General features: G+C 73.5%; 17 protein-coding genes. 6 read left to right on the top strand and 11 right to left on the bottom strand.

Annotation, left to right across the window (positions count from 1 at the left end):
* The first annotated feature begins 42 nt into the window (after positions 1-42).
* Positions 43-2382 carry a glycosyltransferase family A protein gene (locus ODJ79_RS08155; RefSeq protein WP_263022704.1) on the top strand — a complete coding sequence of 780 codons (2340 nt, stop codon included), beginning with the start codon at positions 43-45 and terminating at the stop codon, positions 2380-2382.
* Between the two features lie 133 nt (positions 2383-2515).
* On the opposite strand, the gene ODJ79_RS08150 is transcribed toward ODJ79_RS08155, so the two are convergent.
* The 7 genes from ODJ79_RS08150 to ftsY form a co-directional block, all read right to left on the bottom strand.
* On the bottom strand, positions 2516-3511 hold the full coding sequence (locus tag ODJ79_RS08150; protein WP_263022703.1) for a class I SAM-dependent methyltransferase: 996 nt from the start codon (positions 3509-3511) through the stop codon (positions 2516-2518).
* 13 nt (positions 3512-3524) lie between these two features.
* Entirely contained in the window at positions 3525-6005 is a 2481-nt protein-coding gene (locus ODJ79_RS08145; RefSeq protein WP_263022702.1) for a glycosyltransferase family A protein, read from the bottom strand.
* Positions 6006-6036: 31 nt separating this feature from the next.
* Positions 6037-8304 (bottom strand): [protein-PII] uridylyltransferase, encoded by a 2268-nt coding sequence (locus ODJ79_RS08140; RefSeq protein ID WP_263022701.1) that lies wholly within the window; start codon positions 8302-8304, stop codon positions 6037-6039.
* 13 nt (positions 8305-8317) lie between these two features.
* The gene (locus ODJ79_RS08135) at positions 8318-8656 is read right to left on the bottom strand and encodes a P-II family nitrogen regulator (protein ID WP_203724369.1); all 339 of its coding nucleotides are present in this window, start codon (positions 8654-8656) and stop codon (positions 8318-8320) included.
* Positions 8657-8691: 35 nt separating this feature from the next.
* Entirely contained in the window at positions 8692-10053 is a 1362-nt protein-coding gene (locus ODJ79_RS08130) for an ammonium transporter (protein ID WP_317620645.1), read from the bottom strand.
* Between the two features lie 175 nt (positions 10054-10228).
* Entirely contained in the window at positions 10229-11026 is a 798-nt protein-coding gene (locus ODJ79_RS08125) for an aminoglycoside phosphotransferase family protein (protein ID WP_203779974.1), read from the bottom strand.
* Positions 11027-11067: 41 nt separating this feature from the next.
* Positions 11068-12237 carry a signal recognition particle-docking protein FtsY gene (gene ftsY, locus ODJ79_RS08120; protein ID WP_263022700.1) on the bottom strand — a complete coding sequence of 390 codons (1170 nt, stop codon included), beginning with the start codon at positions 12235-12237 and terminating at the stop codon, positions 11068-11070.
* 103 nt (positions 12238-12340) lie between these two features.
* On the opposite strand from ftsY, the gene ODJ79_RS08115 reads away from it, so the two are divergent.
* The gene (locus ODJ79_RS08115) at positions 12341-14014 is read left to right on the top strand and encodes an alkaline phosphatase D family protein (protein ID WP_263022699.1); all 1674 of its coding nucleotides are present in this window, start codon (positions 12341-12343) and stop codon (positions 14012-14014) included.
* Positions 14011-14535 carry a DinB family protein gene (locus tag ODJ79_RS08110; protein ID WP_263022698.1) on the top strand — a complete coding sequence of 175 codons (525 nt, stop codon included), beginning with the start codon at positions 14011-14013 and terminating at the stop codon, positions 14533-14535. The genes ODJ79_RS08115 and ODJ79_RS08110 overlap by 4 nt, the downstream gene beginning before the upstream one ends.
* On the opposite strand, the gene ODJ79_RS08105 is transcribed toward ODJ79_RS08110, so the two are convergent.
* The 3 genes from ODJ79_RS08105 to ODJ79_RS08095 all read right to left on the bottom strand — a co-directional run bounded on the left by ODJ79_RS08105 (position 14532) and on the right by ODJ79_RS08095 (position 19128).
* Positions 14532-15143 carry an HAD family hydrolase gene (locus ODJ79_RS08105; protein WP_263022697.1) on the bottom strand — a complete coding sequence of 204 codons (612 nt, stop codon included), beginning with the start codon at positions 15141-15143 and terminating at the stop codon, positions 14532-14534. The genes ODJ79_RS08110 and ODJ79_RS08105 overlap by 4 nt on opposite strands.
* A gap of 6 nt (positions 15144-15149) precedes the next feature.
* Positions 15150-18731, bottom strand: coding sequence for a chromosome segregation protein SMC (gene smc / locus ODJ79_RS08100; protein WP_263022696.1), 3582 nt, complete (start codon positions 18729-18731; stop codon positions 15150-15152).
* 202 nt (positions 18732-18933) lie between these two features.
* Positions 18934-19128: a hypothetical protein gene (locus tag ODJ79_RS08095; RefSeq protein WP_263022695.1), complete on the bottom strand. Its 195-nt coding sequence runs from the start codon at positions 19126-19128 to the stop codon at positions 18934-18936.
* A gap of 645 nt (positions 19129-19773) precedes the next feature.
* Here ODJ79_RS08095 and ODJ79_RS08090 point away from each other — a divergent pair.
* The 3 genes from ODJ79_RS08090 to ODJ79_RS08080 are packed head-to-tail and all read left to right on the top strand — an operon-like array spanning position 19774 to position 23899.
* Complete coding sequence (locus ODJ79_RS08090) at positions 19774-21969, top strand: DUF3492 domain-containing protein (protein WP_263022694.1); 2196 nt, start codon at positions 19774-19776, stop codon at positions 21967-21969.
* Positions 21966-23342: a hypothetical protein gene (locus tag ODJ79_RS08085; protein ID WP_263022693.1), complete on the top strand. Its 1377-nt coding sequence runs from the start codon at positions 21966-21968 to the stop codon at positions 23340-23342. The genes ODJ79_RS08090 and ODJ79_RS08085 overlap by 4 nt, the downstream gene beginning before the upstream one ends.
* Positions 23339-23899 (top strand): spherulation-specific family 4 protein, encoded by a 561-nt coding sequence (locus ODJ79_RS08080; protein ID WP_263022692.1) that lies wholly within the window; start codon positions 23339-23341, stop codon positions 23897-23899. Before ODJ79_RS08085 ends, ODJ79_RS08080 begins: the two co-directional genes overlap by 4 nt.
* A gap of 167 nt (positions 23900-24066) precedes the next feature.
* On the opposite strand, the gene mutM is transcribed toward ODJ79_RS08080, so the two are convergent.
* Entirely contained in the window at positions 24067-24918 is an 852-nt protein-coding gene (gene mutM / locus ODJ79_RS08075; RefSeq protein ID WP_263022691.1) for a bifunctional DNA-formamidopyrimidine glycosylase/DNA-(apurinic or apyrimidinic site) lyase, read from the bottom strand.

Raw genomic sequence — 24918 nt, 5'->3', positions numbered from 1 at the left:
ACTCCCTCGGTCGTTAAAGACACCGAGACCAGGAGGACGCGCATGATCGAACCGCACCCGCTCGCCGTGGCAGCCCTACAGGCCCGATCGGTCGCCGCCCGGGCGCCGCTGGCCCGCGCGGCATCGGAGGAGCCCTGGCCGCTCGGCGAGCTGGCCCGGGTGATCGCGCTGCAGGACCTGCGCCCGGACGACCAGGCGGAGGCGCTGGCGATCCTGGCCAGGCTGCGGCGGGCCGGCACCATCGCGCCGGCCCATCAGGGGCTGCACTGCCAGATCGCGTACGCCGCCGGCGACCGCACCCTGGCCGCCGCGCTGCTGGCGGAGTACACCGAGATCGCCGAGCCGATCCGTACCGCGGTGACGCTCGACCTCGCCAACCCGTACGCGGGCGGCAACGGCTCCACCGGCGCCTGGTCCTCCGGACGGAACGGGGAGCCGCGCGCCCTCCCCGGCTGGGAGACCCGGTTCGCCGGCCTGCTGCCGCACCCGTCCTGCCGGGTGACCGAGGGCGACGGCCCCCCGCTCGACCGGCTGGTCACCGGCACGGCGCAGCGGATCGGCCACCCGCGCCGGATCACCACCATCGTCACCACCTGGCGGCCCGGCCGAGGGCTGCTCACCGCGATCCGCTCGCTGGTCGCGCAGACCTGGACCAATCACGAGATCCTGCTGGTCGACGACGGCTCGCCGGTCGAGTTCGACCCGATCCTGCGGGCCGCGACCGGGCTCGACCCGCGGGTCCGGCTGATCCGGATGGTCACCAACGGCGGCACCTACGTGGCCCGCAACGCCGGTCTGGACGCCGCGACCGGGGACTTCGTCACGTTCCAGGACTCCGACGACTGGTCGCACCCGCTGCGGCTGGAGCGCCAGGTCGCCCCGCTGCTCGCCGACGACGCGGTCTTCTCGACCACGTCGGCCGGCATGCGGGTCACCCCCGACCTGGTGCTCACCCGGCCCGGCGTCGAGCAGACCCGGTCGTACAACCTGTCCTCGCTGATGTTCCGGCGGGCCGCGGCGCTCAACCGGGTCGGCTACCTCGATCCGGTCCGCAAGGGCGCCGACGCCGAGTACGTCGAGCGCGCCCGCGCCGTCTTCGGCCGCGCCGCCACCCAGCACCTCGGTGGTGCCCCGCTGGCCCTGATCCGGCTGTCCGGCGACTCCCTGTCCAGCGAGGACTACCGGCCGGGCTGGATGCACCCGGCCCGCCGCTCCTACCTGTCGGCGTTCCAGGCCTGGCACACCAAGGTCAAGAACGGTACGGCCGATGCCAAGCAGGCGCGGGCGTTCGCGGTGCCGCGCCGGATCCGGGGCGAGACCGGACCGCGGGCGTACGACGTGGTGCTGGCGGGCGACTGGACCACGGCCGGGGGCGCCGGCGCCGCCGGGATCGGGCAGCTGCGGGCGCTGCGCGACCGGAAGTTGCGGGCCGCCCTGCTGCAGCTGGACGTGCTCTCCCACCTGCGCCAGGGCCCGCGCAACCTGGACCCGGAGGTGCAGGAGCTGATCAACCGCGGCGAGCTGACCCAGGTCGAGCTCACCGACGACGTCCGGGCCCGGCTCGTGGTGTGCCGCACGCCCAAGGTCCTGCAGCACGCGCCCGACCTGCCCAGCGGGATCCGGGCCCAGCGCGTGGTGATCGAGTCGGCGACGATCGCCCGCTCGGCCGCCGCGTCCAGCCGCCGTCTGTTCGGCCGCCGGCCGCTCTGGGCCCCGGCCGGGCCGGACGGCCGCCGGCTGCTGGCCACCGCGCTCGCCGAGAACCCGCTCGCCGAGGGCTCCCCGTCCGACCAGCTCACCGCGCTCGACCTGCCCGGCACGGTCGACCCGAGGCAGTGGCGGCTGGACCGGCGCGGGCCGCGGGCGGACCGGCCGGTGGTGGGGCGGCGCTGCCGGGGCGGCCGGGCCGAGTGGCGCCGGCTGCGCGCGGAACTGCCGGACGGCGAGCGGGTGGATGTACGCCTGCTGGACGCCGACGGCTCCGCCGAGCGCTCGTTCGGCCGGCCCGGCGTTCCCCGGTCCTGGCTGGTCTACGGCCCGGCCGAGGTGAGCCTGCGCTCGTTCCTCTACCAGGTCGACTTCTACCTGCATCTGCCGCGCCCGGACATGCCCGCCGACCCGGACCCGGACGTGCTGGCCGCGCTGGCCGCCGGCTGCGTGGTGCTGCTGCCCTCCCGGTACGCGGCCGCGCTCGGCGACGCCGCGGTGTACTGCGAGGCGACCGACGTGCCGGAGACCGTGCGCCGGCTGCACGCGGACAAGGCCGCGCTGCGCGCCCAGGCGGCCCGCGGCCCGGAGTTCGTCCGCCGCCACCACGGCCACGAGGTGTACGCCGAGCGCGCCGCCCGATTGGCAACCCAAGGGCACCCGTCCCGCGGGTAAACCGCCGTATCCCCCGACCGATCTTTGCCTGCGTAAGAACAAGGGCAGCCGGCACCCCCGCCGGTCGGTCGCGGGATACTCCCCTGCTTCCCGCGGCCCCGCGGTCCCGCCGTCCCCCGCGGCGGGACCGCTCTTATTTCACGGTCTTCATCGGCGCCTCGGGATGGGCGAGCACGGTCCAGCGGCTGCTGACCCGGCGCTGCTCGGTGAGCCCGAACCCGCCCTGCCGCGGCGCGACGTGCGTCGGCGCCTCCACCACCACCGCGCCCCCGTCGGCCAGTCGGCGGCCGAGCACGTGCAGGGCCGGCGCGACCCCCTCCGCCCCGTCCACCACCAGCAGGTCGATGTCGGTCAGGCCGTCCAGCGCGTCGACGTCGTACCAGTCGACCGCCCGGCCGTCCACGGTGAGCTCGACCGGCGGCGCGTGCCGCACCTCGACCCCGGTCAGGCCGTGCTCGCGCAGCGACTCGCGGGTCGCCTCGACCCGGGACAGCTCGTACTCGACCGCGACGAGCCGCCCGCCGCAGCCGGCCAGCGCGTACCCGAGCCAGACCGCGGTCGGCCCGGCGCCGCCGAGCACCACGGTCAGCCGGGGTTTGCGGCCGGCCGCCAGGTTGTGCAGGCCGAGCAGGTCGGTCGGGTTGAGCGCGCCGCCGGCCGGCATCGGCGCCCGCGGCGCCACCCGCCGGAAGAGCTGGAACAGCGCCTCGATCTCCTGGGTCTGCTCGCGCAGCAGCAGCTCGGCGCCGCGGCCGGTGAGCCGCTCGGCCCGGGACAGCGCCTCGGTCAGCTCCTGGTGCCGGTCGCCGGCCGCGAGCCGTTCCTTCTCGACCGCGGCGATCACCCGACGCTGCACCTGCTCGACGAGCACCCGCAGGTCACGGACGGCCTCGCGGTTGGCGCGACCGACCCCGCCGAGCCGCCGGGAAAGATGGATCACCCCGGCCGGGACGGCGACCAACAGCAGCGCGAGCAGGCTGGTGGCGAGCGCGGCCCGGCCGGCCGCCGAGGCCACCGCGACCCCGAGACCGATCGTCGCCGTTGCCAGCAGGCCGGCTATCTGCCGATGGGAAAGGCCCCGAACGGCCTTGACCAGCCTCTTCAGCTTCACCTTCACCCGTCCCAGCACCCCGCCCGCCACCTTAAATACGACTAAAGGCACACTCCGTCAACGCGGGCGTCGTCACCGTCGTTACGGGAAGCATGTCCATGATCCGCTCGACCAGCAGCTCCGGATCATGCGCGCGGGCGACCACCGATCGGGCCCGGCGACTCTGCTCGGCGAACAGCGCCGGGTCGGCCCGATAGCGCTCGATCAGCGGCGCCACCTCGGTCCGGCTGCAGTAGACGGCGGCGTCGCCGTACAGCCCGGCGTAGCGCTCCGGCATCACCACGACGCAGCCCAGGGCGGCCGCCTCCATCGCCGGCCGCGAATACCACTCGGCGCTCTCCGGCGGCGGGAAGTGCAGATAGAAGTCGAGCTGGTGGAGGAACGGGCGGGGGCCGAGGTCGGCGACCTCGTAGGCGAGCCAACCGCGGCGCAGCGGCACGTCGAGCGAGCCGCGCGGGCGGTCGGGCAGGCGCACCCGGATGTCCGCGTCGGGCAGCCGGCGGCACACCGCGAGGGTCTCCGCGAGGTCGGTGGGCCAGTTCGCCGCGTCGCACAGGTCGGTGCCGGCCAGGGCCGGTCCCGGGCCGGCGGCGGTTCGCCGTGGGATCCATCCGGCGGAGGCCAGCGCGGTGGGAAAGTCGCGGTCCTCGCCGGTACGCAGGGCCGCCCGCACCCCCGGGTCCTGCGGAACCCACCCCGGCTCCGCCCCGAACAGCTCGCGCGCCGTCTCGGTGCAGGTCTCCGGCACGTAGCGCTGGTCGGTCCCGTTCGACCGGCGCGGCGCCCGGTCGGCGACCACGACCACCCGCCTTGCCCGCACCCGACTCGGCAGCCCGCCCGCGAACTGCAGCACCGCGGCCTGCCGCACCAGCACCAGCTCGGCCTCGATCCGATCCTGGATCCCGGCCCGGTCCACCACGCCCGCGTTGATCAGGTCTTGCAGCGGCGCGCAGAGCGGTTGCCGCTTGAGGTAGACCGCACGGTACGACTCCAGTTGCAGCACCGCGACCCGCAGGCCCGCCCCGGCCAGCGCCCGCAGCTCGTCGATCGCGGTGCGCTGCGCGCTCTCCAGGAACCGCCAGTCGGCGACCATCACCACGTCGTACTCCGCGACCCGCTCGGGGTCGGCGCCGATCAGGTGCCCGGGCGCCGGGAACGGCCGATTCGAGCCGTCGGCCGGGCGTACCGGCGAGGCGTCGCCGGCCGCGATCCGCGCGTGCCAGCGCAGATACGCCGAGCTGTACGCGACCCGGGCCGGGTGCATCCAGTTCGGCTTGATCTCCATGCGGGACAGTGAGTTCGCGCTGAGCCGGATCAGGGCGAGCGGCAACGAGTCGAGATGCCGCACCCGGCTCTCGCCGAACGCCGCCTGGATCCGTCCGATGTACTCGCTGTCCGCCGCCTTGCGCACCCGGTCGAACCAGCCGACCTTGCCGAGCACCGCGTTCCGGTGGAAGACCAGCGAGGACGGGTTGAACCGGCCGCTGCGCACCCCCGGCCGGCTGAGCATCAGCTGGTCGGTGACGGCGAGCCCGTCCGACGTGGTGGCGACCAGCCGGCGGTCCTCGAGCATCGGGCGCACCTGCAGCTCCAGCCGGCGCGGGTGGGACCAGTCGTCGGAGTCCTGGAAGGCCGCGAACTCGCCGGCGGCCGCCTCCAGCCCGGCGTTGCGGGCGGCGTACGTGCCGGCGTTGACCGCGAGCTTGACCAGCCGGATCCGGTCGCCGAGGGCCACCGCCGCGCGCAGCAGCTCGTCGTACTCCGGCGGGGACGCGTCGTCGACGATGACGATCTCGATGTTCGCCCAGCTCTGCGCCAGGATCGAACGGACCGCGGTGAGCAGCCCGCGATCGGGCCGGTAGGCGGTCACCACCACCGAGACCCGGTGCGCCTCCTCGACCCGCGCGACGGCCGGCGCGGCCAGCCGGTCGAACGGCACGCCGTCGCCCTCGCCGACCACCGGACCGGGCGCGGGCAGCATCGCCTGGAAGGCCCGCAGCCACGGCTCGGCGGGCAGCTCCCGGACGTACGGGTTGATCAGGTCGGCCAGCAGGCAGCTCAGCGCCGGCTCGTGGATCCGCCAGTAGCCGGCGAGCAGCGCGCGGGCCCGGTCCGGCCCCTCGTCCGCGAGCGCGAGCGCGACGTGCAGCGCCTGGTTGGCCGGGTTCAGCGCGCGGCCGCCGACCGCCCGGCGGATCAGCTCGTAGAGGGCGCGCGCGTCGGCCCGGTCCTCCGGCGCGAGCTCCTGCTGGGCGTACGCCTGCGCGATCGTGGCCAGCAGCGGCCGGGCCACCTTCCGGCGAACCTTCCGCAGGCGCCGGCGGTCGCCGGCCCGCGCGGCGGCCAGCAGCTCGTCGAGGGTGAGCGCGTCGCCGAGCGCGGCCCGGGCCAGCAGCAAGCGGCCGTCCCGGGAGCGATTGCGGGTCACGGTGGCGGTCAGCGCCAGCCGCAAACCCTCGCCAAGGGCGTGGATGTGATCATCGAGCAGCCCGGTGGGCTGGGGCTCCCGCATGACCCGACCAACGCGCATTCACCGCCTTTGGTTACACGGCGGCCAGCACCGCCGCCTCGACCCGATCGCGTTCGCCCTGCTCAGCCCACGAGCCGACCAGATAGAACGCGTCCACGACGTCGCCACCCAGGGTCGAGATGCGGGCCGCGCGCACCTCGGCGCCGGCCTCGTCGAGCGCGGTCGCCACCCGGTACAGCAGGCCGGCCGAGTCGGCCGCGCGCAGCTCCAGCACGGCCGCGTCGGTCGCCGCATGCCGGTGCCAGACCACGCGGGGCGACGCGGTGCCGCCGCGGGCACTCATCGCCCGGGCCCGCACCCGCTGGGTGACCGACACGTCCCCGGCCGCGACCCGGCGCAGGTCGGCCGCGAGCGCCACCGGGTCGTACGGCGAGCCGTACCGCGGCTGGGTGAGGAACTCGACGATGCCCCGGCCGTCGACCGTGCCGCAGTTCGCGCCGACCACGTCCAGCCGGTGCAGCGCCAGGCAGGCGGAGATCTGGCCGAGCAGGCCACGCCGGTCGGCGGCGGCCACCGCCACCCGGTCGCCGTCCAGATGCACGGCCGGCAGGTCGCCGTCGAGCAGCTCGGGGTCGGGCAGCGGCGGCTCGGGCAGCTCGCCGTTGTCCAGCGCGGCGTGCACCCGCTGCACCAGCTCGGCCATCAGCCGGCCCTTCCAGTCCGACCAGGCGGCCGGGCCGGTGGCGTGCGAGTCGGCCCGGGCCAGCGCGTGCAGCAGGTCCAGGGTGGTGCTGTCGCCGACCTTTTCGGCCACCGTCGAGATGGTCACCGGGTCGCTCAGGTCGCGCCGGGTGGCTACCTCCGGCAGCAGCAGGTGCAGCCGCACCAGCTTCTCGATCGTGGCGACGTCGGCCGGCGGCAGGCCGATCCGGGTGGCGATCTCGGCGCCGATCGGGGCGCCGACGAGACTGTGGTCGCCGGGCAACCCCTTGCCGACGTCGTGCAGGAAAGCGCCGATCAGCAACAGGTCGGGGCGGTCCACCTCGCGGGCGTACGCGCTGGCCTCGTAGGCGGCCTGCACCAGGTGCCGGTCGAGCGTGAACCGGTGCACCGGGTGATGCTGCGGGAGGCTGCGCATCCGGGCCCACTCGGGCAGCCAGGCGTCGATCAGCCCGTACCGGTCGCAGGTCTCCCAGGCGGGCAGCAGGCCGGGGCCGGAGCCGAGCAGCGAGACCAGCGCGGCGCGGGCGGCCGGCGGCCACGGGTTGGGCAGCGGCGGGCTGAACGCGGCGAGCCACTCGCAGGTGGCGCGGGCGATCGGCAGCCGCACGATCGCGGCCGCCGCGGCCACCCGCAGCGACAGGCTGGGGTCGGGGACGGGTCCGATGGCGGTACGCGCGAGCACCAGCTCGCCGTCCTGCTCCACCACGTCCCGGGCGATCGGCCGGCGGGTCGGCGACCCGCCCGGACCGCCCCGGCGGCGCCCGGCCCGCAGCCGGTCCACCGCCCGCCAGGCGTCGTCCACCGCGTGCGCGACCGTGCGCGCGTCGCCGGCCACCCGGCGCAGCAGCGCGTCGCCGTCGTCGAGCTCGAGCAGCTCGGCGACCGCGGCGCGCTCCTGGGCGACCAGCCGGTCGACCCGGCGGCCAACGGCGAGGTGCAGGGCGTCCCGGGTGTCCAGCAGGCGCAGGTTGGCGGCGCGCACCGCGGGGCGCATGGTGTCGGCGACCCCGGCCCGGCCGATGCCGCGCAGGATGGTGACGTCGCGCAGCCCGCCGGCCGCCTCCTTGAGGTCGCCCTCGAGCAGGAAGGCCAGCTCGCCGTGGCTCGCCCAGCGGGTGGCGGTGAGCTCCTTGAGCTGCGGCATCAGGCGTACGGCGGTACGCCGCCACTGATCGCTCGCCGCCGCGATCAGCTCGCCGGAGAGCGCCGGGTCGCCGGCCACGTGCCGGGCGTCGAGCAGGCCCAGGGCCACCTTGACGTCGTCGTGGGCGATCGACAGCGCCTCGGGCAGCGTGCGCACCGAGTGGTCGAGGCCGAGCCGGGCGTCCCAGATCGGATACCAGAGGGCGGAGGCGATCCGGTCGATGCCGGCCGTGCCGTTGTGCAGCAGCACCAGATCGAGGTCGCTGTACGGGGCGCAGTCGCGCCGGCCGAGCCCGCCCACGGCCAGCAGGCTGACCCCCGGCAGGTGACCCGGGAAGATCGCGTTGAGCCAAGCGTCGAGCGCCGCTGCCCGGTCGGACCGGGCGGCGGCGCCGATGTGCTCCCTCAGCTTGTCGAGCGAGCCGCCGACCGGCACCGACGGCGGGGCCGGCGGCTCGCTGGACATGTTGTTCATGCAGAGACCGGTCTCAGAGGGCGTCGAGGCCGCGCTCGCCGGTACGGACCCGGACGACCTCCTCGACGGCGGTCACCCAGACCTTCCCGTCGCCGATCTTTCCGGTCCGCGCCGAGGTGACGACGGCGTCGACGATCTTCTCGACGTCGATCTCGTCGGTAACCACCTCGACCTTGATCTTTGGCAGGAACTCCACCGTGTACTCGGCGCCCCGGTACACCTCGGTGTGTCCCTTCTGCCGTCCGTATCCCTGTACCTCGCTCACGGTCAAGCCGGTCACGCCGAGCGCGTGCAGCGCTTCCTTCACCGCGTCGAGCTGGTACGGCTTGATGACCGCGGTCACCAGCTTCATGCTCAGTCCCTCTCTCGGAGCAGTCATACGGGTATTTAACCGGCGACCTTCTCGCTGACGTCCGCCTTGCCGTCACTGTCGGCCTTGGAGCCGCCGACGCCGGCCATTGCGAACGCGCCGCCGCTGGAACCCGCGGCCGGGGTCATGTCGTACGCAGTCTCGCCGTGGTCGGAGATGTCGATGCCACCGACCTCGTCCTCCTCGCTGACCCGCAGGAGCTTCGCGAGCTTGAGGAGGTAGGCGAGGCCCGCCGCGACGGCGAACGAGAACACCGTGACCGCCCCGCTGGCGACGGCCTGCCGCCACAGCTGGTCGGCGCTGCCACCGTAGAAGACCGACTTGTGGGTGACGACCGCGTTCACGCCCGAGGAGGCGAACAGGCCGATCCACAGCGAGCCGATCCACCCGCCGACGAAGTGCACGCCGACCACGTCGAGCGAGTCGTCGTAGCCGAACCGGTACTTCAGGCTGACGGCCAGCGCGCAGACCGCGCCGGCGACGATGCCGAGCAGGATCGCGGCCAGCGGCGGGATGAAGCCACAGGCCGGGGTGATCGCGACCAGGCCGGCCACGGCGCCCGAGGAGGCGCCGACCAGGGTCGGCTTGCCGTCCCGGAGCCACTCCACCAGGCACCAGCCGCAGAGGGCGGCGGCGGTGGCGAGCTGCGTGTTGACGAAGGCGACCGAGGTGACGGTGTCGACGGTCAGCTCGGAACCGGCGTTGAAGCCGAACCAGCCGAACCACAGCAGGCCGGCGCCGAGAGCGACGAACGGCACGTTGTGCGGCCGCATGTTCTCCCGCGGCCAGCCGATCCGCTTGCCCAGCACGAGGGCCACGCCGAGGGCCGCGGAACCGGCGTTGATGTGCACCGCGGTGCCGCCCGCGAAGTCGAGCGCACCCAGGTTGGCGCCGATCCAGCCGCCGCCCCAGATCCAGTGCGCGACCGGGACGTACACAATGGTGAACCAGCCGATCGCGAAGAGAACCCAGCCGCCGAACTTCAGCCGGTCCGAGAGCGACCCGCTGATCAGAGCGACCGTGATGATCGCGAACATCATCTGGAACGCCATCACGACCAGGGTCGGGATGCCGATGCCGGTGCCGGCGACCTTCCACTCCTCGCCCATCCAGCTGGTGCCGGTGCCGAGGTACTGGGTGAAGCTGCCAAGGAACTTGTTGAGACCGGAGCTGTCGTTCGTACCGAACGCAATGGTCCAACCGTAAAGCGCCCAGAGTACCGAGATGAGCCCGATGCACGAGAAGCTCATCATCATCATGTTGAGGGTGCCCTTGGACCGGTTGAGGCCACCGTAGAACAGCGCCAGGCCGGGGGTCATGAGCAAAACGAGCGCAGACGACAGGAGCAACCAGGCGGTATTGCCGGTGTTGATCTCCACGCTGCCTCCTCCCGAAATTGAGGTGTCCTCCCACACGACCTACGGAGGCAGCATCGCCTGTCGGCCGGTTCGTGGCGGAAGCCTTCCCGGCCGCTGTTTCACGCACGGTCTACGTGCGATTTCCAGCAAGTGACGGCTTGTTTCGTACGTGTGAAGAAACTCTCACAGCCCGCGCTCAGCGCAGGGCGTACTCGAGGGTGTGGCGCTCGTAGTCGAGCAGCCGGAGATCGCGCATCGGGCGCCGGAGATGGCCCTTGTGCACGATCCGCACGAAGGCCGGGTCGCCGGCCGCGGCCATCCGCCGGATGCCCTCGACGTGGTCCACGATCCGTTTCCGGATGGTGCGCACCAGCCGGTGCCGGTCGCGCGGGATCAGCCCGTACGCGTCCGCGAACAGCCGCAGGCGGCGCGGCCGGTTCGGCCGCTTCCAGCCCAGCGTGTACGAGTCCCGGTCGCTGAACAGCGGCACCCAGGTCCAGGCCGCGTACGCGACGTCGTAGATCCGCGCGCCGGGCGAGGCCAGGTCGAAGTCGATCAGGGCGAGCGTGCCGTCCGGCCGCCAGACCACGTTGTGCGGCGCCGCGTCGTGGTGACAGATCACCTCGGTGTCCGGCGGGGGCGGCCCGAACGAGCGCCACACCGCGTTCGGCGGCGGCGCGAAGCCGTACTGGGCGTCGTGGAACATCCGCAACATGGTCGCGACGGTGACCAGCGCCTCCTCGGTCACCCAGTGCGGGGCCAGCGGGTACTCACCGCACTCGCCGTCGAGGTACGACAGGACTTCGCGGCCCTTCTCGTCCACGCCGAGCGCATGCGGCGAGCCGGTGAAGCCCACCCGCTCCAGATGGTTGAGCAGCGCGTGCACGGCCGGGGTCCACGGTCCGGTGTTCCGCCGGACGGTGTCCCCGATCCGCGAGACCGTGCTGACGTTGCCGCCGTGCAACGGAATCTCGCGCACCGGCTCCTGCGCCACCCACGGCCCCCTAGTGTGTCGACCCGACTTGGTCTCTGAGACTAACTGTCGGAGCCAAGCAGTGCTTCGACGAACGCCGACGGCTCGAAGGGCGCCAGGTCGTCCGGCCCCTCGCCGAGACCCACCAGTTTTACGGGAATGCCCAGCTTACGCTGCACGGCGATGACGATTCCGCCCTTCGCGGTACCGTCCAGCTTGGTCAACACGACGCCGGTCACATCCACCACTTCGGTGAACACCCGGGCCTGCTCGAGTCCGTTCTGTCCGGTCGTCGCGTCCAGGATCAGCAGCGTCTCGTCGACCGGGCCGTGCTTCTCCACGACCCGCTTGACCTTGCCGAGCTCGTCCATCAGGCCGACCTTGTTCTGCAAGCGGCCGGCCGTGTCGATCAGCACGGTGTCCACCGACGTGTCGATGCCGCGCTTGACCGCGTCGAACGCCACGCTCGCCGGGTCGCCACCCTCCGGGCCGCGCACGGTCTCGGCGCCCACCCGCTCGCCCCAGGTCTGCAGCTGGTCGGCGGCCGCCGCCCGGAACGTGTCGGCCGCGCCGAACAGCACGGTCCGCCCGTCGGCGATCAGCACCCGGCCGATCTTTCCGCAGGTCGTGGTCTTGCCGGCGCCGTTCACGCCGACCACCAGCAGCACCGCCGGGCGGCCGTCGTGCGGGGCGGTCTTCAGGCTACGGTCGAGGTCGGGCTCGAGCGCCGCGGTCAGCTCCTCGGCCAGTTGCGCGCGCACCTCGGCCACGGTGCGGGTGCCGAGCACCCGGACCCGCTCGCGCAACCGCTGGACGATCACCTGGGTGGCCTCGACCCCGACGTCGGCGGAGATCAGGCTGTCCTCGATCTCCTCCCAGGCGTCCTCGTCCAGGTGATCACGGGAGAGCACGCTGAGCAGGCCGCGGCCGAACACGCTCTGCGAGCGGGCCAGCCGGGCCCGCAACCGCACGAGGCGGCCGGCGGTCGGCTCCGGCGTCTCCAGCTCGCGGACCGGCTCTTCGACCTTTTCCCCGACGATCAGCGGAGGCAGTTCCTCGTCGGGAACGACGAGCTCCGGGGCCTCTTCCTCGGCCGGGGGACGCTCGATCGTGGTCGCCGGCCCGGCGCCCGGGGGCGGCAGCTCACGGCGGCGCAGGCGCGGCACCACCAGGCCGGCCACGCCGACCACCAGGACCACGAGCAGGATGACTGCGGCGACCACGTATTCCATGGCTCAAATCCTGTCAGACGAGCCGGATGCGCGCGGCTCGGGCCGTGCACTGGCGACGTCCGGCACATCTGACGGAGGATGAGGGCCCCCAACAGGAGGTCCGGTGACTGCACACCTCTTAATCGGCCCCGTGCTGCGGCGAGTCGTCGGCACCCGGGCCACCATCTGGGTGGAGACCAGCGATGCGGCCACCGTGCGGGTCGAGGTCGAGGGCGGCGGCACCGGCACGGCGACCACCTTCGCCGCGTACGGGCATCACTACGCGCTCGTGGTGGTGACCGGATTGACCCCGGGCACGAGCCGCCCCTACCGCGTGCTCGTCGACGACCGCGAGGTCTGGCCGGCGCCGGGCTCGGCGTACCCGCAATCGGAGATCAGCACCCGCCCGGCGGAGGACGACGACGGCCCGGTCCGGTTGATCTTCGGGTCGTGTCGCGAGGCGACGCCCAGCTCCTCCACCCGCCAGCTGCCGCCGGACGCGCTGGACGCCTACGCCCGCCGGCTCATGACCGACCCGTCGACCCGCCCCGACCTGATCGTGCTGCTCGGCGACCAGGTGTACGCGGACAACACCTCGGCCAAGGTCAGGCGCTTCCTGAAGCGCCGCCGGGCGGCCGGCCACCAGGGCCCGGCCGACCAGGTGGTGACCTTCGACGAGTACACGAAGCTGTACCTGGAGTCGTGGCGCGACCCGGAGATCCGCTGGCTGTTCGCCACCGTCCCGAGCGTGATGATCTTCGACGACCACGAGCTGATCGACGACTGGAACACCTCGCAGTCCTGGCGCGCGGACATGGCCGCCCAATCGTGGTGGGCCGAGCGGATCGCCGGCGGGCTCGCCTCCTACTGGGTCTACCAGCACTTGGGCAACCTCTCCCCGGACGACCTGGCCGCCGACCCGCTCTATCAGAAGGTGAGCACCGCCGAGGACGCCACGGTGCTGCTGCACGAGTTCGGCCGGACGGTCGACACCGCCGACGTCAACCGGTTCCGCTGGAGCTTCGCCCTCGACCTGGGCCGCACCCGGCTGGTGATGCTGGACAACCGATGCAACCGGGTGCTCACCCCGGGCGCCCGCGAGATGCTGCCGGCGGCCGAATGGCAGTGGTTCGTCGACCAGGCGCACGGCGACTACGACCACCTGGTCGTCGGGTCGTCGCTGCCCTGGCTGATGCCGCCCGCGATCCACTACCTGGAGGCCTGGAACGAACGGCGGGCCGACTCCGACCACCCGCGCGTGGCGGCCCGGGCCGAGAAGATCCGGCGGGCCTTCGACCTCGAGCACTGGGCCGCGTTCGGCCGCTCGTTCGCGGCGCTCGGCGAGCTGTTCCGGCATCTCGGCGACGGCGACCCGGACGCGCCCGGCGACCGGGTCGGCGCCGGCGGCGCGTACCGGCCACCGGCGACGATCAGCGTGCTGTCCGGGGACGTGCATCACTCGTACGTCGCCGAGGCCGAGCTCGGCACGAACACCCCGGTCATGCAGCTGACCTGCTCACCGGTGCACAACCAGGTGCCGGCCTTCATGCGCCCGTTGATGCGGTTCAGCTGGTCGCGGCTGGCCGCCCGGGGCCTACGCACGGTCGCCCGTACCGCCGGCGTGCGTGCTCCGGCGTGGCGCTGGAAGCGGCTGGCCGGCCCATACTTCGGCAACGCGGTGAGCAGCCTGCTGCTGGCCGGCCGCTCCGCCACGGTCCGGGTCGAGGGCACCAGCAGGGCCGGCGACCTATTTTCGGTCGCCGAGGTGAGCTATCCCCGGCAGGATGACCACCGATGACTACCTGGACAGCGCCTTCACCGAAACGCGAGAACGAGCCCAGCACCGGCCCCGAGCGGCAGATGCTGCAGGGCTGGCTGGACTGGCATCGCCAGACCCTGCTCACCAAGTGCGCCGGCCTGACCGCCGAGCAGCTCAAGACGGCCAGCACCGAGCCGTCCAACCTCACCCTGCTCGGCCTGGTCCGCCACATGACCGAGGTCGAGCGCAGCTGGTTCCGGGTGCGCGCGGCCGGCCAGACCGAGTCCGACGACCTGTACTGCTCCGAGGACAACCCCGACGGCGACTTCGACGACGTGGCCGACGCGGACGCCGAGGCCAACCTGGCCGCCTTCCGCGCCGAACTGCCCGAGGCCGACCGCGCTGTGGCCGATCTGCCGCTCGAGCACGAGTTCATCTCCCGCCGCGGCCACGCGATCAGCCTGCGCTGGGTCTACCTTCACATGATCGAGGAGTACGCCCGGCACAACGGCCACGCCGACCTGATCCGCGAGCGCATCGACGGCGCCACCGGCGACTAAAGATCGAGGGCCTTCTTCAGCAGGTGCACGTGCTGCGAGCCGCTCCACCGGTAGGCGGACAGGCCCGCGGCACGGGCGCCGCGGATCACGCGGTCGTCGTCATCCACGAAGAGGACCTGGTTGGGCTTGACGCCAACCAGCTCGCACGCCCGGGCGAAGAACTCCGGCGCCGGCTTGTGGACCTTCAGCTCCCACGAGCTGATCACGACGTCCACCTCGGCGGTCAGCCCCAGCTCGTCCAGATCCGAGCGCAGCCGATCGGTCGCGTTCGTCGCCAGGCCGACCTTGCGGCCGCCGGCCCGCACCTCGCGGACGAAGGCCAGCACGTCCGGATCGGGCTCGCCGCGATACTCCTGCCAGCGGGCAACCGCCTCGGTCGCCTTGTCCTCCGGAATCGGCAACCGGGAAGCCACCAACCGCATCCACTCGGCGTCGGTAAGCTCGCCGGAAATCGCTGGGCGGTAGATGTCCCACGCCATCGCCGTCTCCGGCAGGGCGGCCGGTTTCAGGCCGTACTCGATCTCGACGGCGATCATCGGGGCCGGGTCCCAGCGGCGCAGCACGCCGTCCAGGTCGATGAGCAGGGCCTGGGCGCGCTCGCGCGGCATGGTTTCCTAGTCCTCCGATTCGTGCTTGAGCCGCTGGCTGATCACCTGGGTCACGCCGGCTCGCATGGTGACGCCGTACAACGCGTCGGCGACCTCCATGGTGCGCTTCTGGTGCGTGATGATCAGCAGCTGGCTCCGCTCCCGCAACTGGTGGAAGAGCGTAATCAACCGGCCCAGGTTGACGTCGTCGAGGGCGGCCTCGACCTCGTCCATGATGTAGAAGGGCGAGGGCCGGGCCCGGAAGATCGCGCAGAGCATGGCCACCGCGGTCAGCGAGCGCTCGCCGCCGGAGAGCAGCGACAGCCGCTTGATCTTCTTGCCCGGCGGGCGGGCCTCGACCTCGACACCGGTGGTCAGCATGTCCTCCGGGTCGGTCAGCACGAGCCGGCCCTCACCGCCCGGGAAAAGCACCTGGAAGACCGTCTGGAACTCGCGGGCGGTGTCCTCGAACGCCGACGTGAACACCTCGAGGATGCGGTCGTCGACGTCCTTGACCACGGTGAGCAGGTCCTTGCGGGTGGCCTTCAGATCCTCCAGCTGATCGGAGAGGAACTTGAAACGCTCCTCGAGCGCCGCGAACTCCTCCAGCGCCAGCGGGTTGACCTTGCCGAGCAGCTGCAGGTCGCGCTCGGCCTTGTTGGCCCGCTTCTCCTGGGCGGGCCGATGGAAGGGCACAGCTTCCGGTACGGGTTTGCCATCCCTCTCCGCCTGCGCGGTCTCCGCGGCGCTGGGCGGCACGAGCTGGGCCGGACCGTACTCGTTGATCAGCGTCTCGACGTCGAGCGAGAAGTCCTCGGCGGCCTTCGCCTCCAGCTGTTCGATGCGCATCCGCTGCTCGGCGCGGGCCATCTCGTCGCGGTGCACCTCGCTGGTGAGCCGCTCCAGCTCCGACGACAGGCGCTTCGCGCTCGCGCGTACCTCCTGCAGCTCGGCCTCGCGGGCGGTGCGCGCCTGGGCCAGCTCGTCGCGCGCCTCGACCGCGGCGGCCAGCGACACCTCGACCCGGACCAGCGCGGTGGCCGCACCGAGCGCGACCGCCTTGGCGATCTCGGCGCCCCGGGCCCGGGCGGCCCGGCGGGCGGCGGCCCGTTCCCGGGCCTGCCGCTCGGCGTTGGCCTGCCGCATGAGCGAGTCGGCCCGGCCGGCGATCGAGGAGACCCGCTCCTCGGCCGTACGCACGGCGAGGCGCACTTCCATCTCGTTCTGCCGGGACTGCGGCACCAGCGCGGCCAGCCGGTCGCGCTCCTCGGTGGACGGTTCGTCGTCGATCGGGGTGGCCTCGGCCAGCGACAGCCGCTCCTCGAGCTCGGCGAGGCGCATCAGGTCGGTCTCGCGGGCCGACTCCGCCTTCTGCCGGGCCGCGCCCAGCCGCTCGCTCTCCGCCTTGGCCGAGCGGGCGGCCGCGCCCAGCTCGGCGAGCCGGCGGGCGGCGGCGTTGCGCTCGCCCTCGGCGGCCCGCTTGGCCGCGGCCGCGACGTCCACCGCTTCCTTGCGCTCGGCGACCTCCGCCCGCGCGTCGACCAGCTGTGCCTTGACCTCGCGGATCGCCTCCTCGGCGGCGGCCCGGCCGGCCTTCGCCTCGTCGACCGCGGCCTGCACCTCGATATAGCTGGTGGCCTTCCCGGAGCCGCCGGCCGCGGCGAACGCGCCGAGCACGTCGCCGTCCGGGGTGACCGCACGCAGCTCGGGGTTCTCGGCGACGACCCGGGCGGCGGCGCCGAGGTCGGGCACCAGCGCCACGTCGCGCAGGGCGCGGTTGAGCGCGGGCCGGATCTGCTCGGGGCACTCGACCACCTCGGGCGCCCACACGGCGGCCTCGGGCAGCGGCGGGCGCAGGTTCTCCAGCGAGCCGCGCATGCCGGGTCCGGCAGCCGAGGCCACCACCAGCGCGGCGCGGCCGGCGTCGGCGATCTTGAGGGTACGCATCGCCTCGATCGCCTCGTCCACGCCGGCGAGCGCGACCGCGTCGGCCAGCGTGCCCAGCGCGGCGGCGATCGCACCCTCGTAACCGGCCTTGACCGTCAGCATCGAGGCCAGGCTGCCGAGCAGGCCGGGCACCTCGGCGGACTTCGCGAGCAGGGCGCCCGCGCCGTCCTTGCGCTGCAGGCCGAGGGCCAGGGCCTCCTCGCGCGCCTTCCAGCTGGCCGCGTCCTTCTCGGCGGTCCGCTCGGCGTCGCTCAGCTCGCGCACCACGGCGTTGGCCCGGTCGAGCGCGCCGACCGTCTCGGCGTGCCGCTCGTCGAGCTCGACGTTGTCCCGATCGGCCTCGGTGGACTCGGCGGCGACCGTATCCACCTCGGCCTGCGCGGCCTCGGCCCGCATCAGCGCGTCGGTGTGCGCGGCGGCGAGGCGCTCGATCTCCTCGGCCGCGCCCTCGGTACGCGCCCGGGCCGCGTTCACGTTGCCGGTGAGCTTCGCCAGCCCCTCGCGCCGGTCGGCGATCGCCTTGGCCGCCGTGCGCAGCGCGCCCTCGGCCGCGGCCAGCTGCCGTTCCAGCTCCTGCCGCTGCTCGACCGCTTCGGCCAGCCGCATCTGGTCGTCGGTCAGCGCCTCGCGCAGCTCCTCTTCCTGCTCGCGCACCCGCTCGGCCTCGGCCGCCAGTTGATCGGGGTCCCGCCCGGGGCGCTCGTCGTCGGGCGTGGCGGCCAGGTGCCGCAGTCGCTCGCTGGCCAGTTGCTCAGTCGACCGGAACCGCTCCTGCAGGGCGGACAGCTTGTACCAGGTGTCCTGGGCGGCCTGCAGCAGCGGCGCGTCCTCGGCGTGCGCCGCCTCGAGGTCGGCGAGCAGCCGCTGGATCTCGCGGTTCTCCTCCTCGACCTGCTCGCGGCGCTCCCGCATCGCCGACTCGTCGGCGATCTCCTTGTCCAAAGTGGTGCGCAGCGTGTGCAGGTCGTCGGCGAGCAGCCGGAGCCGGGCATCGCGCAGATCGGCCTGGATGCCGGCGGCGCGGCGGGCCACCTCGGCCTGTTTGCCGAGCGGCTTGAGCTGGCGGCGCAGCTCACCGGTGAGATCGGTGAGCCGGTTGAGGTTGACCTGCATGGCGTCCAGCTTGCGGATCGCCTTTTCCTTGCGCTTGCGATGCTTGAGTACGCCGGCGGCCTCCTCGATGAAGGCGCGGCGGTCCTCGGGCTTGGCGTGCAGCATCGCGTCGAGCCGGCCCTGGCCCACGATGATGTGCATCTCGCGCCCGATGCCGGAGTCGCTGAGCAGCTCCTGGATGTCGAGCAGGCGGCAGGCGTTGCCGTTGATCTCGTACTCGCTGGCGCCGTCGCGGAACATCCGCCGGGTGATCGAGACCTCGGTGTACTCGATCGGGAGAGCACCGTCGTTGTTGTCGATCGTGAGGGTCACCTCGGCGCGGCCCAGCGGCGCCCGGCCGGCGGTGCCGGCGAAGATGACGTCCTCCATCTTGCCGCCGCGCAGCGCCTTGGCGCCCTGCTCGCCGAGGACCCAGGCGATGGCGTCGACGACGTTGGACTTGCCGGAGCCGTTGGGGCCCACCACACAGGTGATGCCCGGCTCCAGGCGCAGCGTCGTGGCGGAGGCGAAGGACTTGAAGCCCTTGACCGTCAGGCTCTTGAGGTGCACGGATCTCCGGGGGTCGGCAATGTAGTACTCGGGTGCAGGCTACCCGTACGCCGGGCCGGCGGCCCGGCACGCCGCGCTCTCGCGGGGCTTAGCCCTGCAAATCGGGCAAAAAGATGCGCGCCGCCACGGCGTGGAGGCGCGCTGTTTGTGATGCGTCTGGGTGCTGAGGGGGACAGGCCGCCGGTCGGCGGCCGGGTGAAGCTCAGGTCAGCGCCGGCTCGGTCAGCCGCAGGATGTCGTCCGCCTCGGCCGCGGCGGCCGCCAGACGATCGTTTTCCGCCCGGAGGCGGGTGACCTCGAACTCCAGAGACTGCACCCTGGAACGCAATCGGGTGACCTCGTCGAGCAGGCGCCGGTCGGGCGCCGCACCTACGTGGCCGAAGAGGGCCTTCGCCATGGTGACTCCTTGAGAAGCACTGCTTCTTCTTGGGTGTTATTGAGACCGCGCGCTCTCGTCGCGCGCCCAGCTTGCACCACATCTGTCTGCACACGGGCACGCGTGAGCACAGAATCGTGCACCCTCGGAAAGTGCTCTTAGGTGCAGATGTCCCACGCCTGACTTGGGGTTACCACTGAAACCAGGCATGGGTGGGCGCGACTGGCGACTCCTCCATAGTCCGCCGATACCCACTCTGCGTCAAGCCGTGCGCCGGGCGTCCACCGGCTTCGGGTAGTGAATCTTGCCACCTTGACACTCTTTACCTGGCCTTACGTTTCGCTTAGCGGGTTTGTCGGCGGGCCGCCCGAGGGCATACGGTCAACCGCGCGCAACGGCGTCGCGGCCGCGCTCCGGCGATGAGCGCCGGCATCTCGATCATCGCTCTCCGGCCCGATCGGCTCAGCCTCCCTCCTCGCGTGGCGGGCCGGCAACGGGACAGGCCCGGGCGGGGTGCGGCCGCGTACGCCCAATCGAGCACGACCGTCGGCTTAACTTCGGTCATTTATGGGTAATCCGGGCGACAAATCGGATAAAAGTCGCGTAATTCTGTCGCCTACCCGACAGGATCTCGTAACTTTCCCGTGCTGTGTCGTTGCCTCCTTCGTGAAATCGACCCGGTCGCACGAGAGCGTCTGCCTGCTCACCGGCGGCGGGTTCCCGTACCGGCGCGACGCGCTGAGCGGGTGGTGCCGGACCCTCGTCCAGGGGCTCCGCCGCTTCCGCTTCGACCTGCTGACCGTCACGGACCGTGAACCGCCGTCCGCACCGGCGTACCCGCTGCCGCTCAACGTCGGCTCGGCCTCGGCCGTGCAGATCGGCCGGGCGACGCCCCGGGAACGCCGCCGCGGTGACCACAACGAGACCGGCCGCGGCGCCGCCCACCTGCTCTGCCGAGGACTGCTCGAGGAGCACCGGTTCGCCACCGGGCTGCGCGGGCTGGCCGAGCTCGCCGCCGAGCGGGCCGACCCGCTCGCCGGGGTGCCGCTCGCCGACCTGCTGGTGGACGCCTGGCGGGCCGGGCCCGAGTCGGCCGACCCGCCGCTGCCGCGGCTGTCCGCCCGGGACGCCAAGACCGCCGCCGCGCTGCTCAAGCATGCCCTCGGCGCGCTCACCGTCACGCTGCCGGAGACCGACCTGGTGCACTGCGTGGGCGGGACGACGCCGCTGCTGACCGCGCTCGCCGGGCGGTGGCGGGTCGGCGTGCCGCTGCTGCTCACCGAGGCGCGGGCGCCGGTGGCCCGGTACAAACCGGCCGAGGACCGGCTGTCGCCGGCGGTGCGTGCGGTGCTGCGCCGGTTCCGGGCCGCGGTCGCCCGCACCGGGTACGCCGAGGCCGGCCTGATCGCCCCGCTCAGTGCCTACCACCACGGCTGGGCCCTGCGGCACGGCGCCGAGGCGACCCGGCTCGTGCAGGTGCCGGCCGGCGTCGACCCGTCGGAGTACCCGGTCACCGCCGAGCCGGACACCGAGCCGGCCGTGGTCTGGGCCGGCAGCGGCGGCCCGGACAGCGGCATCATTCCCCTGCTGGCCGCGTTCGAGCAGGTCACGGCCGCCCTGCCGGGGACCGTGCTGCACCTGGTCGGGGTCACCCCGGCGCACGAGCAGCACTGCGCCGAGCTGATCGAGCGCACCGGGCTGGGCCGTGCCGTACGCCTGCACCCGCTGCCCGCCGACCCGCGCGATCGGTACACGGTCGGCCACGTCGTGGCGCACGTGCCCGGCCCGGCCGACCCGCCGTACCGGCTGATCGAGGCGATGATGTCCGGGCGTGCGGTGGTCGGCGTCGACGTCGGGCCGGCCGCCGAGACGCTGGGCGACGCGGGCGTGCTGGTGCAGCCGGGCGACCCGGCCGAGCTCGCGATCGCCGTCGTCGGCCTGCTCCGCAATCCCGAACTGCGGCGGCAACTCGGCGACGCGGCCCGGCACCGGGCGCTGCTGCACTTCACCACCGACCGGGTGGTACGGGTCTACGACGCGCTCTACCACGATCTCGCCGCGCCGCCGTCGCCGGCCGGCGTCGAGCTCACGCTGGCGCTGCCCGCGCCGCGCACCGCGGTCCCGGCCACGGTCCGCTGGCTGACCCCGGACGAGCGACCGGCCGGCGGCATGCCGGCGATGCCCGGCGGCCCGATGCCCGGCGGCCCGACAGCCGATGACCCGACACCCGACGACCTGGCACTCGACGATCTGCCACTCCACGATCTGCCACTCCACGACCTCGCCCTCGACGACCCACAACTCGACGACCCGGCACTCACCGAACCGCGACCCGGCCTCGCCCTCGACGACCCACAACTCGACGACCCGGCACTCACCGAACCGCGACCCGGCCTCGCCCTCGACGACCCACAACTCGACGACCCGGCACTCACCGAACCGCGACCCGACGACCCGCTACCGGACGACCCGGCACTCACCGACCCGCAACCAGACGACCTGACACCCAACGACCCGCGGCTGGACGACCCGGTGCCCAACGACCCGCCACCCGACGACCTCGCACTCGACGACCCGCCACCCGACGAGTCGGCGACCGACAGTCCGACAGCCCACCGCCCGACGCCCGACGACCCGGCAAGCGGCGACTCGACGGCTGACGAGCCGACCCTCCCTCGCCCGCTTACCCGGCGCCCCTCACCGGGCCGCCGCCCGGCCAAACCGGTCGTTGCCCCGCCACCGGTCGGCCACATCGCCAGCGCCGCCCCGATCGCGCGCGACATCCTCCCGCCGCGGCCGGCGTTCGCCGGGGTGGCGCCCGGCGAGTGGCCGCCCTGCCCGGAGGGTGGTGCGGCGCTGTGACGATCACCCCACGCCGGCCGCCGTCCCGCTCCGGCCGCGCCCGGACGATCCGCCCGGCGGCGCCGTCGCCGGCCCACACCGCCCGGCCGGCGCCCACCCGGGCCAGAGCCCGGCACGCCGCGGAGCCGGCGGCGCTCCCCGAGGTCGCGGCGCCCGCGCCGGTCGACGGCGGCCGGAAGGGCACGCGGCGCGCACCCCGCTCCTATCTCGGCGCCGCCGTGCTCCGCTGCGCGCTCTACCTCGGCCCGCTCAGCGTGGCCGTGGCCGGCGGCGAGTCGCTCGGGCAGGTCCCCTGGCCGGTCCCGCTGGCCACCCTGCTGCTCGGCTGGTCCGCCGCCCAGGCGCTGACCTTCGCCGGCGTGACCGTGGCCCGGCGGGCCGGCGTCGCGGCCGGGTGCCGGCTGGTCGGCGCGGGCTTCACCGCCGTCGGCGCCCTCTGGTGCGCGCTGGTCTGGATCGCGCCGGACGCCCTGCTCGGCCCGGAGCGCTGGCTCGCGCTGGTGGTCGGGCTGGGTGGGCTGGCCACGCTCGCCACCGTCACCGCGGCGCTGGTCACCCGGGCCGAGGCGGCCGTGGTGGGCTGGTGCGTACCGTGTTGGGCGCTTGCCGCCGCCGCGCTTGCCGCCCTGAACGGCCACCCGGTGCCCTCGGTGCCGATCGGACGGCTGCTGCCGGACGCGATCCTGGTGGCCGGCCATCCGATGCCCCCGTTGCCGATCGGCACGCTGCTGCCGGCCGCGATCGTGGTGGCCCTGGTGCGGGCGTTCCGACCGGCCATGATCTGCGGCAGCCGGCGGCCGATCCGGCTCACCCGGCCGCAGCTGCGACGGGCCGCCGCGTACCTGGTCATCGGTGCCTCCCAGGCGATCAGCGTGGGCTTGGTCTGGCGGGCCGGGCCGTCCGGCTCCACCGCGCCGTTCTGGCTGCCGCTGCTGCTCGCGGTGCCGATCCTGGAGGCGCTGATCGGGTGGAGCACGGAGGCCGGGCCGAGGCGGCGCGGGGTTGCCACGGTCACCCTCGCCGGGCTGCTGCCGCCGCTGGCCCTGGGCGTCGCGCTCGCCCTGGTCGCCGCCCGCACCGAGGCCCGCGCCGAGGTGCTGGCGCTGGCCGCGGGCACCCTGCTCGGCGGCGTCTTCGCCGTCACCTACCTGCTCGCCGCGCGCGGCCGCACCGGCATCGCCGCCACCGTGGCGATCGCGGCCCCGCTGCTCACCGTCGCCCTGAAGATCATTCCGCTCACCGTGACCCTGAAGATCCTTCCGCTGACGGCGACCGGCCCTCTGCCGGACGCCGTCGGCGCGCTCGCCGTGACCCATCTGGCCGGCCTGCTCGCCGTCGCCCTGACCGCCGCCGACCACCGGAGAACATCGTGAAGACCCTGTTCCCCCCGTACGCCCACCCGTCACCCGAGCTGACCCTGGACAGCGATACCTGGATCATCCGGGACCTGCCCGGCGAACGCCGCGCCCTGCATCAGTCGCTGGGCCGGATCGACCTCGACTGGGGCAGCCGATCGCTGGCCGACGTGCTGGCCGATGTGGACGCCTGGCGGGAGGACGGTGTGGAGGGGCTGTTCCTCGACCGAGCCCCGGCCGGCTCGGGCGGGGTCGGGCCGGTGGCGCTGACCGTGCGGCTGGCCGCCCGGCGCGGGCTGCACCGGGTGGTGCTGAACCCGGGCGTGCCGACCCATCCGCTCTACCGGGAGCTCGGCGTCCGGATCTGCACCTTCGAGGGGCCGTGGACGGCCTACCGGAGCTGGGACGGCGAGGGCGTGCGGCAGGGCGACGGGCACATCGTGCATGGCGTGCCGCCGGCGTTGCTCACTGCCGCCCGCCGCCTGATGGGCCGCCGCGGCGCGGGCTTCGGCCTGGCCACCGACGCCAAGCCCTACGCCGGCGCGTTCGCCGGCGGCGCCGGCTCGCAGCGGTGAGCGGCTGCATTTCGGCGCGGTGAGCGGCGGCACCAAGGGTGGGCCGACGCCGGGTTGGCCTGCCCGAGTTGCAGCTCAGCCCGGATGCCGGCGTGTCCAGGGTCGGGACGGCAGCCAGGCCGCCCTGGTAGGCGGGGACCTGGCTGAGCCTCGTACGGGGAAAGGTTTTAGCTTCGGGTTTTCGGTCGCGGCTGGCAGCGGGGGCAGCTGAACGAGGAGCGGTTCATGAACTGCTCGCGGCGGATCGGGGTGCCGCAGCGGTGGCACGGCTCGCCCTCGCGGCCGTAGGCGTTGAGCGAGCGGTCGAAGTAGCCGCTCTCGCCGTTCACGTTGACGTAGAGCTCGTCGAAGCTGGTGCCGCCGGCCACGATGGCCTCGCCCAGCACGTCGCGGACGTGGGCCAGCAGGCGCCGGGCGGCCGGGCGGGTGAGCTGGTCGGTCGGGCGCGCGCCGTGCAGCTGGGCCCGCCACAGCGCCTCGTCGGCGTAGATGTTGCCCACGCCGCTGATCAGGGTCTGGTCGAGCAGCGCCCGCTTGACCTCGGTGTGCTTGCCGCGCAGCCGGGCCACGAACAGCTCGTCGTCGAAGAGCGGGTCCATCGGGTCACGGGCGATGTGCGCGATCTCGTCGGGCAGGTCGGCGCCGCCTTCGGAAACCGACAGGCCGCCGAACGTGCGCTGATCGACGAAGCGCAGCTGCGGGCCGCCGTCGGTGAAGGTGAACCTGACCCGGAGATGCTTCTCATCGGCGGCGTCGGCCGGCTGCATCAGCAGCTGGCCGCTCATCCCGAGGTGCCCGATGATCGCGTCGCCGGAGTCCAGCGACAGCCACAGGTATTTGCCGCGCCGGGACGCGTCGAGGATCGTCCGGCCGGTCAGCATGGCGATGAAGTGCGCGTCGCCGGGCAGGTGCCGGCGGATCGCGCGGGGGTGGTGCACCTCGACGGTCGCGATGGTCCGGCCGGCCACCCACTTGGCCAGTCCCTGCCGGACGGTCTCAACCTCGGGCAGCTCCGGCAC

Source organism: Actinoplanes sp. KI2 (assembly GCF_025630775.1).
In the GTDB taxonomy this organism is placed as follows: domain Bacteria; phylum Actinomycetota; class Actinomycetes; order Mycobacteriales; family Micromonosporaceae; genus Actinoplanes.
Note: the sequence above shows the minus strand (reverse complement) of the source record. Positions and strands in the feature narration are given on the sequence as shown.

What these genes read in the sequence shown, in the direction of transcription:
- ODJ79_RS08140 (WP_263022701.1), bottom strand. Translation starts at nt 8,304, where the DNA reads ATGAACAACATGTCCAGCGAGCCGCCGGCCCCGCCGTCGGTGCCGGTC.
- ODJ79_RS08095 (WP_263022695.1), bottom strand. Translation starts at nt 19,128, where the DNA reads ATGGCGAAGGCCCTCTTCGGCCACGTAGGTGCGGCGCCCGACCGGCGC.
- ODJ79_RS08135 (WP_203724369.1), bottom strand. Translation starts at nt 8,656, where the DNA reads ATGAAGCTGGTGACCGCGGTCATCAAGCCGTACCAGCTCGACGCGGTG.
- ODJ79_RS08155 (WP_263022704.1), top strand. Translation starts at nt 43, where the DNA reads ATGATCGAACCGCACCCGCTCGCCGTGGCAGCCCTACAGGCCCGATCG.
- ftsY (WP_263022700.1), bottom strand. Translation starts at nt 12,237, where the DNA reads ATGGAATACGTGGTCGCCGCAGTCATCCTGCTCGTGGTCCTGGTGGTC.
- ODJ79_RS08110 (WP_263022698.1), top strand. Translation starts at nt 14,011, where the DNA reads ATGACTACCTGGACAGCGCCTTCACCGAAACGCGAGAACGAGCCCAGC.
- ODJ79_RS08145 (WP_263022702.1), bottom strand. Translation starts at nt 6,005, where the DNA reads ATGCGGGAGCCCCAGCCCACCGGGCTGCTCGATGATCACATCCACGCC.
- ODJ79_RS08105 (WP_263022697.1), bottom strand. Translation starts at nt 15,143, where the DNA reads ATGCCGCGCGAGCGCGCCCAGGCCCTGCTCATCGACCTGGACGGCGTG.